Annotated in this window: 18 protein-coding genes; 10 read left to right on the top strand and 8 right to left on the bottom strand. The window is 66.3% G+C overall.

The window, feature by feature from the left end:
- Positions 1 to 73: 73 nt before the first annotated feature.
- Entirely contained in the window at positions 74 to 769 is a 696-nt protein-coding gene (locus STE01S_RS15300) for a glutathione S-transferase N-terminal domain-containing protein (RefSeq protein ID WP_062769246.1), read from the bottom strand.
- On the bottom strand, positions 766 to 1053 hold the full coding sequence (locus STE01S_RS15295) for a chorismate mutase (protein WP_058812022.1): 288 nt from the start codon (positions 1051 to 1053) through the stop codon (positions 766 to 768). The genes STE01S_RS15300 and STE01S_RS15295 overlap by 4 nt, the downstream gene beginning before the upstream one ends.
- A 104-nt stretch (positions 1054 to 1157) precedes the next feature.
- Here STE01S_RS15295 and STE01S_RS15290 point away from each other — a divergent pair, with 104 nt between their 5' ends.
- The 3 genes from STE01S_RS15290 (at position 1158) to STE01S_RS15280 (ending at position 4998) form a co-directional block, all read left to right on the top strand.
- Positions 1158 to 2171 (top strand): polyprenyl synthetase family protein, encoded by a 1014-nt coding sequence (locus STE01S_RS15290; RefSeq protein WP_062769243.1) that lies wholly within the window; start codon positions 1158 to 1160, stop codon positions 2169 to 2171.
- A 7-nt stretch (positions 2172 to 2178) separates the two neighbouring features.
- On the top strand, positions 2179 to 4653 hold the full coding sequence (gene hrpB, locus STE01S_RS15285; RefSeq protein WP_062769241.1) for an ATP-dependent helicase HrpB: 2475 nt from the start codon (positions 2179 to 2181) through the stop codon (positions 4651 to 4653).
- Positions 4654 to 4719: 66 nt separating this feature from the next.
- A complete protein-coding gene (locus tag STE01S_RS15280) occupies positions 4720 to 4998 on the top strand; it encodes an ETC complex I subunit (RefSeq protein WP_003039130.1) in 279 nt (92 codons plus the stop codon).
- A 55-nt stretch (positions 4999 to 5053) separates the two neighbouring features.
- Here the strand turns inward: STE01S_RS15280 and STE01S_RS15275 are convergent, their stop codons facing one another.
- The 5 genes from STE01S_RS15275 to STE01S_RS15255 form a co-directional block, all read right to left on the bottom strand.
- The gene (locus STE01S_RS15275) at positions 5054 to 5269 is read right to left on the bottom strand and encodes a DUF4170 domain-containing protein (protein WP_062769238.1); all 216 of its coding nucleotides are present in this window, start codon (positions 5267 to 5269) and stop codon (positions 5054 to 5056) included.
- Positions 5270 to 5362: 93 nt separating this feature from the next.
- On the bottom strand, positions 5363 to 5749 hold the full coding sequence (locus STE01S_RS15270) for a hypothetical protein (protein ID WP_062769235.1): 387 nt from the start codon (positions 5747 to 5749) through the stop codon (positions 5363 to 5365).
- Entirely contained in the window at positions 5733 to 6119 is a 387-nt protein-coding gene (locus tag STE01S_RS15265; protein WP_062769232.1) for a hypothetical protein, read from the bottom strand. Before STE01S_RS15265 ends, STE01S_RS15270 begins: the two co-directional genes overlap by 17 nt.
- Complete coding sequence (locus STE01S_RS15260; RefSeq protein WP_003039121.1) at positions 6119 to 6583, bottom strand: phage holin family protein; 465 nt, start codon at positions 6581 to 6583, stop codon at positions 6119 to 6121. Before STE01S_RS15260 ends, STE01S_RS15265 begins: the two co-directional genes overlap by 1 nt.
- A 7-nt stretch (positions 6584 to 6590) precedes the next feature.
- Positions 6591 to 7166: a hypothetical protein gene (locus STE01S_RS15255; protein ID WP_040589091.1), complete on the bottom strand. Its 576-nt coding sequence runs from the start codon at positions 7164 to 7166 to the stop codon at positions 6591 to 6593.
- Between the two features lie 180 nt (positions 7167 to 7346).
- Here STE01S_RS15255 and eno point away from each other — a divergent pair, with 180 nt between their 5' ends.
- The 7 genes from eno to STE01S_RS15220 all read left to right on the top strand — a co-directional run bounded on the left by eno (position 7347) and on the right by STE01S_RS15220 (position 13633).
- Positions 7347 to 8621: a phosphopyruvate hydratase gene (gene eno / locus STE01S_RS15250; protein ID WP_062769229.1), complete on the top strand. Its 1275-nt coding sequence runs from the start codon at positions 7347 to 7349 to the stop codon at positions 8619 to 8621.
- Positions 8622 to 8744: 123 nt separating this feature from the next.
- On the top strand, positions 8745 to 9104 hold the full coding sequence (locus STE01S_RS15245; RefSeq protein ID WP_058812028.1) for an FtsB family cell division protein: 360 nt from the start codon (positions 8745 to 8747) through the stop codon (positions 9102 to 9104).
- Between the two features lie 129 nt (positions 9105 to 9233).
- On the top strand, positions 9234 to 10304 hold the full coding sequence (gene pdhA, locus STE01S_RS15240; protein ID WP_003039108.1) for a pyruvate dehydrogenase (acetyl-transferring) E1 component subunit alpha: 1071 nt from the start codon (positions 9234 to 9236) through the stop codon (positions 10302 to 10304).
- A 1-nt stretch (position 10305) separates the two neighbouring features.
- A complete protein-coding gene (locus STE01S_RS15235; protein WP_062769226.1) occupies positions 10306 to 11676 on the top strand; it encodes a pyruvate dehydrogenase complex E1 component subunit beta in 1371 nt (456 codons plus the stop codon).
- A gap of 145 nt (positions 11677 to 11821) precedes the next feature.
- On the top strand, positions 11822 to 12454 hold the full coding sequence (locus STE01S_RS15230) for a hypothetical protein (RefSeq protein ID WP_062769223.1): 633 nt from the start codon (positions 11822 to 11824) through the stop codon (positions 12452 to 12454).
- 106 nt (positions 12455 to 12560) lie between these two features.
- Positions 12561 to 13280, top strand: a complete 720-nt coding sequence (cysE, locus tag STE01S_RS15225) for a serine O-acetyltransferase (RefSeq protein ID WP_058812031.1) — start codon at positions 12561 to 12563, stop codon at positions 13278 to 13280.
- Positions 13280 to 13633, top strand: a complete 354-nt coding sequence (locus STE01S_RS15220; RefSeq protein ID WP_062769220.1) for a DUF2794 domain-containing protein — start codon at positions 13280 to 13282, stop codon at positions 13631 to 13633. The genes cysE and STE01S_RS15220 overlap by 1 nt, the downstream gene beginning before the upstream one ends.
- Here the strand turns inward: STE01S_RS15220 and STE01S_RS15215 are convergent.
- Entirely contained in the window at positions 13605 to 14669 is a 1065-nt protein-coding gene (locus STE01S_RS15215) for a hypothetical protein (protein ID WP_062769217.1), read from the bottom strand. The two genes, STE01S_RS15220 and STE01S_RS15215, sit on opposite strands and share 29 nt — an antisense overlap.
- Positions 14670 to 14808 lie beyond the last annotated feature (139 nt).

Here is a 14808-nt window from a genome sequence, read left to right as displayed (position 1 = left end):
CCCACCGGAGCGATCCGGCGGGGCTTTTTCTTTATCCTTGAGGGTTTCTGCGGGGATGCCGCCTGCGCCGCTATCAGCTCGCGCCGACCTCCAGCCCGCGCTGGACGGCCGGGCGAGCAAGGCCGCGGTCGAGCCATGCCTGCACATGTTTGAAGCGATCGAAACCGACGATGTCGGCCGCATCATAGAAACCGATCAGGTTGCGCACCCAGCCGAGCATCGCGATATCGGCGATGCTGTAATCGGCATCCATCACCCAGTCCCGGCCATCGAGCCGCGCGTCGAGGACGCTGAGTAACCGCGCCGATTCCGCGGCGTAACGATCGCGCGGGCGCTTGTCCTCATAGTCGCGACCGGCGAATTTGTGGAAGAAGCCGAGCTGGCCGAACATCGGTCCCATACCGCCCATCTGCCACATTACCCACTGGATCGCTTCGTAACGCCGGCCCGCCTCGGCGGGTAGAAACTGGCCGGTCTTGTCGGCGAGATAGATCAGGATCGCCCCCGATTCGAACAGCGCCAGCGGGGTGCCGTTCGGTCCGTCGGGATCGTAGATCGCGGGAATCTTGCCATTCGGATTGAGCGCCAGAAAGGCCGGGTCATGGCTTTCGTTAGCCATGATGTCGATGCGATGCGCTTCATAGGGCAGGCCGCATTCCTCGAGCATGATGCTCGGCTTGACCCCGTTCGGGGTCGGCGCGGTGAAAAGCTGCAGCCGCTCGGGATGCTGTGCGGGCCATTTGGCGAAGATGGGATGCGCCGCGGTCATGCGCCGGCCTCCCGCTTCAGATGTTCGTGGTGGCGGATCACCTCGTCGATGATGAAGCGCAGGAATTTCTCGCTGAATTCGGGATCGAGGTCGGCCTCGCGCGCCAGCGCGCGCAGCCGTTCGACCTGCCGTGCCTCGCGGTCGGGGTCGGCGGGGGGCAGGTCGATCTTCGCCTTGAGTTCGCCGACCGCCTTCGTCACCTTGAACCGTTCGGCGAGCATGTAGACGAGCGCCGCGTCGATATTGTCGATGCTCTGGCGGTAGCGGCTGAGTTGATCGTCCATGCGCGGCTCCTCTTGCGTCGGGCACGCTTGGCACCGGCGGGGGGCGGGTGGCAAGCCGAAAGTCGTTGCAAAATTGCAGGCGCACGGCCAAGGCAGCCCGTGTCATGACTGCCGAAATCCATCAGCTCCACGGCGACCGTCCGCCCTCGCTCGATCCGATGATGGCGCTTGTCGCCGCCGACATGAACGAGGTAAACTCGGTCATCCTCGACCGGATGCAGTCCGAAATTCCGCTCATTCCTGAACTCGCCGGCCATCTGATCGCGGGCGGCGGCAAGCGGATGCGTCCGATGCTGACGCTCGCCTGCGCTCAGTTGCTCGACTATCCCGGGCGCCGCCATTGCAAGCTCGCCGCCGCGGTCGAATTCATCCACACCGCGACCCTGCTCCACGACGATGTCGTCGACGGATCGGACCTGCGCCGCGGGCGCAAGACCGCGAATATCATCTGGGGCAACAGCGCGTCGGTGCTCGTCGGCGATTTCCTGTTCGCGCGTTCGTTCGAACTGATGGTCGAGGACGGCTCGCTCAAGGTGCTCAAGATCCTCAGCCATGCTTCGGCAGTGATCGCGGAAGGCGAAGTGAACCAGCTTTCGGCGCAGCGCCGCGTCGAAACCAGCGAGGACCAATATCTCGCGATCATCAACGCCAAGACCGCCGAACTGTTCGCCAGCGCGTGCAAGATCGCTGCGGTCGTTGCCGAGCGCGACGAGGCGACCGAGGCAGCGCTCGACGCTTACGGCCGCAATCTGGGCATCGCCTTTCAGCTTGTCGATGATGCGATCGACTATGTTTCGGACGCCGAAACGATGGGTAAGGGGGTCGGTGACGATTTCCGCGACGGCAAGGTCACCCTGCCGGTCATCCTCGCTTACGCGCGCGGCAGCGCCGAAGAACGCGAATTCTGGAAGCAGGCCATCGTCGGCCACCGCGCTTCGGACGACGATCTCGTCTATGCGACCTCGCTCCTGCTCAAGCACGACACGATCGCCGACACGCTGGCGCGCGCGCGGCATTATGGTCAGCGCGCGGTCGATGCCATCGGGGGCTTTCGCAGCAGCCAGGCCAAGGCGGCGCTGACCGAAGCCGTCGCCTTTGCGGTCGCCCGCGCCTATTGAGGCGGCGATGACGACCGCCGGGCCCTTCCTGCCCATCGACGCGGTGCTGCCCGACATCATGGCGGCGCTGCTCTTGAAGCCCAACGCCGTCGTCGTCGCGCCGCCGGGCGCGGGCAAGACGACGCGCGTCGCGCCGGCCTTGCTGCGCGAGCCATGGTGCAAGGGCGCGGTGTGGCTGCTCTCGCCACGGCGCCTCGCGGCGCGGGCGGCGGCCGAGCGCATTGCCGAGGAAATGGGCGAAGCGGTCGGCGGGACGGTCGGCTATGCGACGCGCCTCGACAGCAAGCAGTCGGCGGCGACGCGCCTTCTGGTGATGACGCCGGGTCTGTTCCGCAACCGCATTCTTGCCGATCCTGAACTGGAAGGCGTGTCGGCGGTGTTGTTCGACGAAGTCCACGAACGCAGCCTCGACGGCGATTTCGCGCTCGCGCTCGCAATCGATGCGCAACAGGGGCTGCGCGACGATCTGCGGCTCGTGGCGATGTCGGCAACGCTCGACGGCGCGCGCTTCGGGGCGCTGCTCGGCGATGCGCCGGTGGTGAAGAGCGAAGGCAAGAGCTGGCCGCTCGATCTGCGCCATATCGGGCGCCGCGCCGAGGATTGGCTGGAGGCGAGCGTGCTCGCCGCGGTACGGCAGGCGCTGGCCGATGAGAAGGAAGGCGACATGCTCGCCTTTCTGCCCGGCGCCGCCGACATCGAGCGCGCAGCGGCGGCGGTCGAGGCGGCGGGTCTGCCGCTTGTCGTCCACCGGCTCCATGGGCAGATCGACCCTGCGATGCAGCGCAAGGCGCTGGTTCGCGATCCCGGCGGCGCGCGCAAGCTGATCCTCGCGACGAGCATTGCTGAAACCAGCCTGACCATCGACGGGGTGCGAATCGTGATCGATGCCGGCCTGTCGCGGCGTCCGCGCTTCGACAAGGCGGCGGGTATCGCGCGACTGGTCACCGAACGCGCGAGTCAGGCGTCGGCGACGCAGCGCGCGGGGCGCGCGGCGCGGCAGGGGCCGGGGGTTGCCTACCGGCTGTGGGAGGCGGCGGCGACCGCCGGGATGCCCCCCTTCGATCCGCCCGAAATCCACGAGAACGACCTGATGCCCGTGGTGCTCGACTGCGCGAGCTGGGGGATCGTCGACCCGCGCCAGCTCGGTTGGCTCGATCCGCCATCGCCCGCTGCGATCGCAGAGGCGAAGGCGCGGTTGCAGGCGATCGGTGCGCTGGGTGAGGATGGGCGAATTACCGCGCATGGCAAGGCGCTCGCGGCGGTGCCGCTGCCGGTCCCGCTCGCGCATATGCTACTTGACGCGGCGGCGGCGGGCGAGGGCGATCTGGCAGGGGAACTGGCGGTCCTGCTGACCGAGCCGGGCCTCGGCGGCCGCGGCGCCGATGTCGAGGCGCGGTTGGGGCGCTGGCGGGGCATCAGGGGCGAGCGTGCCGAGGGTGCGCGGCGGCTCGCGCGACGGCTTGCCCGGGTTGGCGAGCGATTGGCGTCCGGCCCGCGAACGGACGAAACACGCTCGATCGGCGGCTGGATCGCCACCGCCTGGCCCGACCGCGTTGCGCGCCAGCGCGCCGGCCAGCGCGGCGAATATCTCAGCGTCGGGGGGCGGGCCTACAAGATCGATCCCGTCGACCCGCTCGCCAATGCCGAATGGCTCGCCATCGCCGATGCGCAGGGCCATGCCGCCGGCGTCCGCATCCTCGCCGCTGCGCCGATCGCGGCGGCCGAGGTCGAGGCGATCTTCGCCGATCGCATCGTCCAGCAGAGCGCAAGCGTCTATGACGCCGCGAACGACCGCGTCGATCACCGGCGCGAGCGGAGACTGGGCGCGATCGCGCTGTCAAGCGGCAAGGCCGGGCGCGATGCGGGGGCGGAGGATGATGTGGCGGTCCGGCTTGCCGCGGTTCGCGACAAAGGGCTGGGGCTGATCGGCTGGGGGTCCGCGGCGCAGGCGCTGCGCCAGCGCGCGTCCTTTGCCGGGCTCGACGCGTTGTCGACGGGCGCGCTCGCCGACAGTCTCGACCTGTGGCTTGAACCGTTGCTCGATGGCGCGCGCGGGCTGCGCGATATTGGCGATCGCCGGCTTACCGATGCGCTGATGGGATTGCTCGACTGGCCGGCGCGGCAATTGCTCGAAAAGCTTGCTCCCGCCGATTACACCACCCCTGCCGGCAGCCGTCATGCGATCGATTATGGTGCCGAGGGCGGCCCGACGGTCAGCGTGCGGGTGCAGGAGATGTACGGGCTGGCGCGCCATCCGACCGTCGGCGACCCGCCGATTCCGCTGGTTCTGGCGTTAACCTCGCCCGCGCACCGTCCGATCCAGACGAGCCGCGACATCGCGTCGTTCTGGAGCGGAAGCTGGCGCGAGGTCGCGAAGGAAATGCGCGGCCGCTATCCCAAGCATAGCTGGCCCGACGATCCGGCGACCGCGCGCCCAACGTTGCTGACCAAGGCGGCGCAGGCGCGGCGCGATGCGCAATAGCCCCCTTTTCGCGGCGCGACAGAGCCGCTAAGGCGACGGCATAGCAATCCAGTCAGGGACTCTCCGATGAAAGCGCGTATTTTCCAGAAGCCCAAGAATGCGATGCAGTCGGGCCGTGCCGGCACCCAGCGCTGGTTTCTGGAATATGCCCCTGCCGAAGCGCGCAAGGCCGATCCGCTGATGGGCTGGGCGGGTAGCGGCGATACGCAGCGGCAGCTTCGTCTGAGCTTCGCAACGCGCGACGAAGCGATTGCCTATGCGGCGAAGAACGGGATCGAGGTCGAGGTCATGCCGACCCCGGTGCGCACGCTCAAGATCCAGGCTTACGCCGACAATTTCCGTTGATCGGTCGTCGTCCCCGGGTTTGCGGGGGCGACGCGGGCCATTCGCCTGTCGGCGCTTATGCCGCGTCGGGCTGCAAGAGCTTGTGCAGGTGGACGACGACATATTTCATCTCGGCATCGTCGACCGTGCGCTGCGCGGCGGCGCGCCATGCCTTTTCGGCCGACTTGTAATCGGGAAACAGGCCCACGACGTCGAGGTTCGACAGGTCGACGAAATCGAGGCCCTGCGGATCGCTGACGCGCCCGCCGAACACCAGATGCAGTTTGCTCATTTTCAGGTTCCTTGCCGCTACGGCGTGGGGAAGGGAGAGGCCGAGGCCCCTAACAGCACCGCGCCGTCCGGGCAAGTAGGCCCTGCATAGGCTTTAGTCGGATTTGCGACCCTTCGGAAGCAGCGAACCGAGCAGCGCGCCGATCGCGGCGGCACCGGCGAGCAGCGTCAGCGGCTGGTCCTTCGCGATGTCCTTGAGCTTGCCGTTGGCACGGGTCGCCTGCGCCTTGCCCTTTTCATAGGCGTGACCGGCGGCTTCGCGCGCGGCGTCGGCCCGTTCGCGTCCCTTTGCGGCCAACTCGCTCGACGCAGCGCGGGTGCGGTCTGCGATGTCGCTGGTCGCGGCGCGGGCGCGGCCATAGCCTTCCTGGATGCGCGCCTTGGCCGCCTCGGCGGTAGCACGCGCATTTTCCGCGGTTTTCTCCGCAAGTTCACTCGCTTTTGCTTGCGCGTCGCGGGCGGTTTCACCGAAGGGCTTCATCGTCTTCCTCCATTTGTTCGATATCTTCGACCGCGTCCGCGGTAGCGGGACGCAGCCGGTCGGCAAGATCGCTCGCCACATTCTGGATGCGCCGCGCGAGGCGGGGGGCATGCTCCTTGATCGGCTCGCGCAGGAGCCACAGAGTACCGGCGACCGCGGCCAGCGCGATCGGCAGGCGGTTGCTGCGAAATTCATCGCGGACCGCCTGCGCGGTGTCGTCGACCTTTGCCTGCAAGCGATATTTGCCGCGATCGATGAGCGCACTCGGTTTGAAGGCGGCGCGCGCCGTGTCGGCCTGACGCCGCAAGGCCGTGCGCTGCAGCATCGACCGGCGCAGCGCGTTGACGAGGCGGTTGCGGGCGGCGGACATCAGTCGTCACTCCCTTGCGGTGACAGGTCGCTGCGCAGGGCAAGCTTCACATCGCCCGCACTGCGCTTCGCGCGCCAGCCGGCGAAGCCCGCGAGCCCGATGAGCGCCGCGACCACGATCAGCGTCGCGAGCAGCGGGCCGACGTGCGGCGCGAGCACCAGGATCGCGCCGAAGGCAACCGCGAGCAACGCCACGAGCAGCGCGCAGGCCGCGACGAAGCCCCACGCCGACGCCCATTTGACCCCGTGCGAGGCCAGCGCACCGCGCGCTTCGAGAAGCGCCAGTTCGGCCTGCACCGTCTGCTTGGCATCGTCGACGAGATCGCGGACGATATCTTCGAGCGGTACCGGCGGCGGCGTGCTGGGCGGCCCGTCGGGCGCATAGCCGTGGCTGACGCCCCCGAAGCCGTGCGGATCGGACGCCGATGCAGAGGTCGGTGGAGGGGTCGGTTTCTGTGCGGGCAAGGGGCGATCAGTCGTTGCTCGACCCGCCCTTGAGCATACGGGCCAGCACGAAGCCGATCACCGCCGCCGCACCAACCGCGACCGCCGGGCTCTTCTTGACGAAATCGCGGGTCGCACCCGCCAGTTCGTCGAGATCCTTCTGATCGAGGGACGAGGCAAGGCCGGCCACCGTGGTCGCGGCGGAGCGGGCATAATCGCCATATTGCTTGCCGAATTTCGAATCCACCGTGTCTGCGCTATCCTCGAGCATCTTGGCGAGGCTGCCGACGGTTTCGGCCGCCTTGTCCTTGCCCTTGGTCGCGGCTTCGCGCGCCTTTGCCGATGCCTGATTGGCAAAGCTCGTCGCATCTTCCTTGATCGATGCGGCCTTCTTCGACGCTTCGGCCTTGATCGTGTCGCGGGTCACGGCGAGCTGGTCGCGGATCGGATGATCCTTTGCCGCCGCCTTCGCCTTCGCGGCCGGCGCTGCCTTGGTGGCGGCGGGCTTTGCGGGTGCCTTGGGGCGGGGAGCTGCCTTCTTGGTCGCGGGAGTAGCGGCTTTGGCCATCACATCGTCCTCTTCATTCTTGTTGGGGGCGCGCACGCGTCGCGCCGTCCGCGGTCCTACCTCAATCTATATAGCAAGCGCGGCGATTTGGTTCCATAGCGCGCCGAAAATCCCGTGAAATTCCTATGCGACGTGTTGCTTTGGCGGCGGGGCGCCGATAACAGGCGGGCGCCTTTCCAATCGGCCGCCCTTTGGCCCCGCAGCAGGACCCAACCCATGACCGCCATCATCGACATTCACGGCCGCGAAATTCTCGACAGCCGCGGCAATCCGACCGTCGAAGTCGACGTGCTGCTGGAAGACGGCAGCTTCGGCCGCGCCGCGGTTCCTTCGGGCGCTTCGACCGGCGCGCACGAGGCGGTCGAGCTGCGCGATGGCGACAAGGGCCGCTATCTGGGCAAGGGCGTTACGAAGGCGGTTGCCGCCGTCAATGGCGAGATTGCCGAGACGCTGATCGGCCTCGATGCCGAAGATCAGCGTGAGATTGACATGGCGATGATCGACCTTGATGGCACGCCCAACAAGGGCCGCCTCGGCGCCAATGCGATCCTCGGCGTCAGCCTGGCGGCGGCGAAGGCCGCGGCCGACGCGCGCGGCCTGCCGCTCTACCGCTATGTCGGCGGCGTCTCCGCCCGCACGCTGCCGGTGCCGATGATGAACATCATCAACGGCGGCGAACATGCCGACAACCCGATCGACGTCCAGGAATTCATGATCATGCCCGTCGGCGCCGGCAGCATCGCCGAAGCCGTGCGCTGGGGCAGTGAAATATTCCACACGCTGAAAAAAGGCCTGTCGGCGAAGGGCCTCGCCACCGCGGTTGGCGACGAAGGCGGCTTCGCCCCGAACCTCGCGTCGACGCGCGCTGCGCTCGACTTCATCGCCGCGTCGATCGATCAGGCGGGCTTCAAGCTTGGCAGCGACGTGGTGCTGGCGCTCGACTGCGCCGCGACCGAGTTCTTCAAGAACGGCAAATATGAGATCAGCGGCGAAGGCCTGTCGCTCAGCCCTGAGCAGATGGCCGACTATCTTGCCGCGCTGGTCAAGGATTACCCGATCAAGTCGATCGAGGACGGGATGAGCGAAGATGATTTCACCGGCTGGCAGGCGCTGACCGACCTGATCGGCGACAAGTGCCAGCTCGTCGGCGACGATCTGTTCGTCACCAATCCGGTGCGGCTGGAGGAGGGCATCAAGACCGGCCTCGCCAACTCGCTGCTCGTCAAGGTCAACCAGATCGGCACGCTGTCGGAAACGCTCGACGCGGTCGATATGGCGCACCGGGCGCGCTACACCGCGGTGATGTCGCACCGTTCGGGCGAGACCGAAGATGCGACGATTGCCGACCTCGCGGTCGCGACCAACTGCGGCCAGATCAAGACCGGCAGCCTCGCGCGCTCGGACCGGCTAGCAAAGTACAATCAGCTCATCCGCATCGAGGAAGAGCTGGGCGACATGGCGCGCTATCCGGGGGCGGCGATTTTCGGGTAAAGGGAGCCCGATCAGTCACCAGTCACGCGTCGTCCCGATTTTTGTTGGGATGGCGCGCCGGGACGACGCGAATGCGGCGATGCCGCCTTGACGCCGCGAATCAACTCTGATTCAAGAACCGAAATGACGCAGCGCCACAAATTCCGTAAATCGATAAGCCGGGCGGTCGGGCCGACGGTGGCGCTGATCGCGGTGCTGGCGATGATCGGCTATATCATTTTCGGGCCCACCGGCCTTTATGCGTGGGGCGATTACGGCCAGTCGGTCGAAAAGAAGCGCGTCATCCTGTCCGAGCTCACCAAGAAGCAGAACGAGCTGCAGAACCGGGTGAACCTGCTCGGGCGACAGCGCGTCGATCCCGATCTGGCCGACGAATATGTTCGCGAAAAGCTGGGCGTGATGCACCCCGACGAGATCGCCATTCCGATGGACCCCGCGGAAAAGCCCGCGGCCCCCGCGCCCAAGGCCGACGGCCAGCGCTGACCGGCGCTTTCCCGCCGATAAATGCATAGGTAGCCACGCAGTCGCGCCATGCCCGCGGGGCGTTGCCAAGCGGGGCGTCGCTCTCCTATAGGGGCCTTGCCGTAACGGCCAAACGCAAAGGATATCGCCTTGGCAAAAGCACCCGCGCGCAAGACTGCCGCGCCAAAAAAGACTGCATCCACCCCAGCTGCCGCGAGCAATCGCGAAACCCCGCGCGAGCCCGTCCCCTATGCGGCGACGCCCGAAGAGCTCGAGAAATTCTATCGCGAGATGCTGCTCATCCGCCGCTTCGAGGAAAAGGCGGGCCAGCTTTACGGCCTCGGCCTGATCGGCGGCTTTTGCCACCTTTATATAGGGCAGGAAGCCGTGGCGGTCGGTCTGCAGTCGGCGCTCGACGGCGACAAGGACAGCGTGATCACCGGCTATCGCGATCATGGCCATATGCTCGCCTATGGCATCGATCCGAAAGTCATCATGGCCGAACTGACCGGGCGCGCGGCCGGCATCTCGAAGGGCAAGGGCGGCTCGATGCACATGTTCAGCGTCGAGCATAAATTCTACGGCGGACACGGCATCGTCGGCGCGCAGGTCGCGCTGGGCACCGGGCTTGCCTTCGCGCACAAATATCGCGGGGACGGCGGCGTTGCGATGGCCTATTTCGGCGACGGCGCCGCTAACCAGGGCCAGGTGTACGAAAGCTTCAACATGGCCGAGCTGTGGAAGCTGCCGATCATCTTCGTGATCGAGAATAACCAATATGCCATGGGCACCAGCGTCAACCGTTCGTCGGCCGAGGACCAACTCTATCGCCGCGGCGAAAGCTTCCGCATTCCCGGTATGCAGGTCGATGGCATGGACGTGCTCGCGGTGCGCGGCGCGGCCGAGGCGGCGCTCGAATGGGTGCGCGCGGGCAAGGGACCGATCCTGCTCGAACTCAAGACCTATCGCTATCGCGGCCATTCGATGTCGGACCCCGCCAAATATCGCAGCCGCGAGGAAGTGCAGGCGGTGCGCGACAAGAGCGACGCGATCGAGCATCTGAAAAAGGCGATGATCGACGCCGGCATCGGCGAGGATCGCATCAAGGACATCGACAAGGAAATCCGCGCGGTTGTCGCGGAATCGGCCGACTTCGCCGAAAGCGCGCCCGAACCCGATCCGTCCGAACTTTATACCGACGTGCTGGTGGAGCAATATTGAGATGGCCATCGAATTGAAGATGCCGGCGCTGTCGCCGACGATGGAAGAAGGCACGCTCGCCAAGTGGCTCGTCAAGGAAGGCGACGCGGTCAAATCGGGCGATATTCTCGCCGAGATCGAAACCGACAAGGCGACGATGGAATTTGAAGCGATCGACGAAGGCACGATCGCGCAGATCCTGGTTCCCGAAGGGACCGACAATGTGAAGGTCGGCACCGTGATCGCGACGATTTCGGGCGAGGGCGAAGAGGCGGCTCCGGCGCCCGCGCCTGCCGCCGCTCCGGCACCCACCGAGGCTCCGGCTCCGGCCGCCACTCCCGCTCCGGCGGCCGAAAAGCCGGCGCCGGCCATGCGCGCCGCCGATCCGTCGATCCCCACGGGCACGGCGATGGTCAAGCTGACCGTTCGCGAGGCGCTGCGCGATGCGATGGCGGAGGAAATGCGCGCCGACGACCGCATCTTCGTGATGGGCGAGGAAGTCGCCGAATATCAGGGCGCCTACAAGGTGACGCAGGGTCTGCTCGACGAATTCGGCCCGCGCCGCGTGATCGATACGCCGATCACCGAATATGGCTTTGCGGGCCTTGGCGCCGGCGCGGCGATGGGCGGGCTGAAGCCGGTCATCGAATTCATGACCTTCAACTTCGCGATGCAGGCGATCGACCACATCATCAACTCGGCGGCCAAGACCAATTATATGTCGGGCGGCCAGATGCGCTGTCCGATCGTCTTCCGCGGCCCCAATGGCGCGGCGAGCCGTGTCGGGGCGCAGCACAGCCAGAATTATGCGCCCTGGTATGCCAGCGTTCCCGGCCTGATCGTGATCTCGCCCTATGACGCCGCCGACGCCAAGGGGCTGCTCAAGGCGGCGATCCGCAGCGAAGACCCGGTGGTGTTCCTTGAAAACGAACTCCTTTACGGCCGCAGCTTCGAGCTTCCCGACGTCGAGGATTATGTCCTGCCGATCGGAAAGGCGCGGATCATGCGCGCCGGGACCGACGTCACCATCGTCAGCTATTCGATCGGCGTCGGGCTTGCGCTCGAGGCCGCCGACGCGCTGGCCGGTGAGGGGATCGAGGCCGAGGTGATCGACCTGCGCACGCTGCGTCCGCTCGACACCGAAACCGTGCTCGCCAGCCTCAAGAAGACGAACCGCATGATCGTTGTCGAGGAAGGCTGGCCGACCTGCTCGATCGCCAGCGAACTTGCGATGGTGGCGATGGAACAGGGCTTCGACGATCTCGACGCGCCGGTGTTGCGCGTGACCGACGAGGACGTTCCGCTGCCCTATGCTGCCAATCTTGAAAAGGCGGCGCTGGTCGATGTCCCGCGCGTGATCGCGGCGGCGAAGACGGTTTGCAATCGCGGCTGACATCCCGAACCTGCCCGAACTCCGCTCGTGCTGAGCCTGTCGAAGCACCGTTTTTCGTTCGCAACGACGAAGTGAAGAACAGCCCTTCGACAAGCTCAGGGCGAGCGGTTCTTATTTGGCGCCGTCTGTTCTATCGCGCGATCGCATGACGACCGAAACCTCGCCGATTCTCTACGGCTATCCCGACATTCGCGACCCGCGCGTGATGGTTGCGGTGCCGCGCGCGCGGCGCGAGGCGCTGGCGGCGCTGTGGGCGCTCGCGGAGCGGTTGACCAAATTGCTGGCCGATGCGCGCGAGCCGATGATCGGCCAGATCAAGCTCGCCTGGTGGCGCGACATGGCGGGGTTGCTTGCGTCCGATCCCGCCGCGCTGCCGAAGGGTGAGCCGCTGCTCGCCGAATTGCAGCAGAGCTGGGCGGGGCAGGACGGGCTCGAGGTGCTGGTCGATGCCGCCGAGGCGGTGCTGCTTGCCGAAGACGCCGCCGCACGGACTGCGGCAGGTGCAGCGTTCGGTGAGGCGCTGTTCGTGCTGTCGGGCGGCGCGGGCGGTGCGCGATGGGGGCTGGTCTGGCTGGCCGGGCAGCAGGACGCGGCGGACGCCGCGACGCAGCTTTTTCGCGATGCCTGTAACCGGCCGGCCCCCCCGCCCGGATTGCTCGGCGGCAGGGCGCTGCTGATGCTCGATCGCTGGTCGGCGGCCATTGCGGCACGTGGCGGCGAACGGCGCTGGCGCAGCGAAGGCTTGCTGCTTTTCCGGATCGGCCTGACTGGCCTTTGACGGGCCTTACCGGCCTTTGACCGGAAAGTGTTGTGGCGGGGGTGGAAATGCCGCCCCCGAGCCTCTATCTTGGCGCAAACGAGATAGGGTCGCAGGGGAAATTGCGATGTTTAACGGGCTCGTCGCCTATCTGGACTCGATCAAGGCGCGCGATCCCGCGCCGCGTTCGCGCTGGGAAATTCTGCTCTATCCGGGGCTGCTCGCCGTCGGCATGCACCGCATTGCCCACTGGTTGTTCGAGGCTGACCTGTTCTTCCTCGCGCGCTTCGTCAATCATCTGTCGCGCTGGCTGACCGGCATCGACATCCATCCCGGCGCCACGATCGGCCGCCACCTGTTTATCGATCATGGCTTTGGCGTCGTCATCGGCGAAACCGCGGAGATCGGAGACAATGTATCCATCTATCAGGGCGTGACGCTGGGCGGCACCGATCCCGCGAACGGCATCGGCGGCAAGCGCCACCCGACGCTGTGCGACGATGTGATCGTCGGGTCGGGCGCGCAAATTCTGGGCCCGGTGATCGTCAATTCGCGCGCGCGCGTCGGCGCCAATGCGGTGGTGACCAAGGATGTGCCCGAAGGCGCGGTGATGGTGGGCATCCCGGCGCGGTCGACCTTGCTCGACGCGACCGAATATGCGCGCGACTTCGTGCCCTATGGCACCCCGTGCAATGAAGCCTTCGACCCGGCGACGCAGAAGCTCGAAATCCTGCAATGTCAGCTCGAAGTGTTGCAGAAGCAGCTCAAGACGCTGCTCGATGAGCGCGCCGCATCGGGTGAGGGCGATGATGCGCCGCGCCGCAAGGGAGGCCGGAAAAGCGCCTGATGGGGACGGTAACGCCCCTTCCATATGCGGGGCGGGCATTGCCGCAACAGACCGGCTTCGACCGCGACGAGCTGATGCGCATCCTCGATCTCTATGGCCGCATGGTCGCAGCGGGGAAGTGGCGCGACTATGCGATGGATTTCCACCGCGACGTCGCGATCTTCTCGGCTTTTCGACGCACAGCCGAACGTCCCGAATATCGCATAGAAAAACGCCCCGCCTTGCGGAGCCGTCAGGGCATGTGGGCCCTTGTCTCCGAAGGCGGGGCAGTGCTCAAGCGCGGGGACGAGCTTTCTAACGTGCTCGCCCCCGTCGAGCGCAACCTTATGAAGCTGGTTGGGGACGGATCGTAGCGGGCAACTGGTTCGCCACGTCCGCCGGCAGCATGCCGACAACCACCGCCCGGGCATTCTGCCAGAAGGCCGACAGCATCAGCAGCGCCGAACCGATGACGAAGGCCGTGAGCGCGACGTTTAGTTCGACCGCGCCGAAGGTGCGGAACAATTCGGTCATTGCGAACAGCACATAGGCGAGTGCCGAGACGAGTAGCGCGCGGCGATCGATCGCAAGCGCGATCAGCCCGAAGACGATATAAATGCCCACGACCATCACCGCGGCGCCGCTGGTGATATTGTCGCCGCTCGTGACGCCGAGCAGATGGAACACCGGGTGCGCGATCATCGGCGCGGCGAGCAGGTGAAGCCAGAAGGCAACGTCGCTGCGCCGCGTCGTGCGCGTCCGATCGCTGCGGTCCCACCACATGGCGAGCGTAAAGACGCCGACACCGGCGACGAGGATCAGTGCCATCAACAGCGTCTGCGACGGATCGGGCATTCCGACGGCCGAGAGGATCAGCCCGACCGCGGTGGCGGCAAGCGCGGCGGTGCCGGCGGCAATCGTCACGGGTACCATGAACCGCCTCCAGTGCAGCCATGTCGCGCCCGCGGTGACGAAGGCGATGACGCTGGCGATCAGCGCGCCGGTCGTTTCGCTCAGATGATTGCCGAAGATTGCCTCGCCATGCTTGACGAGGAAGCCGATCATCGTCGCGGCGACGCCGCCTGAAAAGGCGAGGACGAGCAGGATGCTGGGCAGCGCCATGCGGCGGCGGCGGGTGAAATATTCGGCGAGCAGCCACGCCGACCCGGCGACGAAGACCCCCGCGAGCGCCGGATGGATCGATTCGCCGATCCACGCCACGGCGACCAGCAGGATCACCGCGGCAATGCTGACGAAAATATCGTTGAAACCGGTAATGAGCCGGAAGGATTCCTCATCCGCTCCGGGGGCGTCGCGCAGCGATGCAATATGCGTCCGAAAGGCGGTGGCCGCCTCCGGCGTCAGAACTTTTGCATCGACCGCAGCTTGCAGGTCGCTTTCGCTATACATCGGGGTCGTCCTTCTTAGACCGATCCCCTTGCCCCATGCAGGGCATAGCGAAAGCGTATTGCTGTGTCAATGCAGTGGGGCGCCATATCCTCCCTGTCGCTAAGCGATGGGGAGGGGGGCCGCCCGAAGGGTGGTGGGG

The sequence above is a fragment of the Sphingopyxis terrae subsp. terrae NBRC 15098 genome (genome assembly GCF_001598815.1).
Lineage (GTDB): Bacteria > Pseudomonadota > Alphaproteobacteria > Sphingomonadales > Sphingomonadaceae > Sphingopyxis > Sphingopyxis terrae.
Note: the sequence above shows the minus strand (reverse complement) of the source record. Positions and strands in the feature narration are given on the sequence as shown.

What these genes read in the sequence shown, in the direction of transcription:
- STE01S_RS15235 (WP_062769226.1), top strand. Translation starts at nt 10,306, where the DNA reads ATGGCCATCGAATTGAAGATGCCGGCGCTGTCGCCGACGATGGAAGAA.
- STE01S_RS15270 (WP_062769235.1), bottom strand. Translation starts at nt 5,749, where the DNA reads ATGAAGCCCTTCGGTGAAACCGCCCGCGACGCGCAAGCAAAAGCGAGT.
- STE01S_RS15230 (WP_062769223.1), top strand. Translation starts at nt 11,822, where the DNA reads ATGACGACCGAAACCTCGCCGATTCTCTACGGCTATCCCGACATTCGC.
- STE01S_RS15220 (WP_062769220.1), top strand. Translation starts at nt 13,280, where the DNA reads ATGGGGACGGTAACGCCCCTTCCATATGCGGGGCGGGCATTGCCGCAA.
- STE01S_RS15280 (WP_003039130.1), top strand. Translation starts at nt 4,720, where the DNA reads ATGAAAGCGCGTATTTTCCAGAAGCCCAAGAATGCGATGCAGTCGGGC.
- STE01S_RS15290 (WP_062769243.1), top strand. Translation starts at nt 1,158, where the DNA reads ATGACTGCCGAAATCCATCAGCTCCACGGCGACCGTCCGCCCTCGCTC.
- cysE (WP_058812031.1), top strand. Translation starts at nt 12,561, where the DNA reads ATGTTTAACGGGCTCGTCGCCTATCTGGACTCGATCAAGGCGCGCGAT.
- STE01S_RS15215 (WP_062769217.1), bottom strand. Translation starts at nt 14,669, where the DNA reads ATGTATAGCGAAAGCGACCTGCAAGCTGCGGTCGATGCAAAAGTTCTG.
- eno (WP_062769229.1), top strand. Translation starts at nt 7,347, where the DNA reads ATGACCGCCATCATCGACATTCACGGCCGCGAAATTCTCGACAGCCGC.
- hrpB (WP_062769241.1), top strand. Translation starts at nt 2,179, where the DNA reads ATGACGACCGCCGGGCCCTTCCTGCCCATCGACGCGGTGCTGCCCGAC.
- STE01S_RS15245 (WP_058812028.1), top strand. Translation starts at nt 8,745, where the DNA reads ATGACGCAGCGCCACAAATTCCGTAAATCGATAAGCCGGGCGGTCGGG.
- STE01S_RS15275 (WP_062769238.1), bottom strand. Translation starts at nt 5,269, where the DNA reads ATGAGCAAACTGCATCTGGTGTTCGGCGGGCGCGTCAGCGATCCGCAG.
- STE01S_RS15265 (WP_062769232.1), bottom strand. Translation starts at nt 6,119, where the DNA reads ATGTCCGCCGCCCGCAACCGCCTCGTCAACGCGCTGCGCCGGTCGATG.
- STE01S_RS15300 (WP_062769246.1), bottom strand. Translation starts at nt 769, where the DNA reads ATGACCGCGGCGCATCCCATCTTCGCCAAATGGCCCGCACAGCATCCC.
- STE01S_RS15295 (WP_058812022.1), bottom strand. Translation starts at nt 1,053, where the DNA reads ATGGACGATCAACTCAGCCGCTACCGCCAGAGCATCGACAATATCGAC.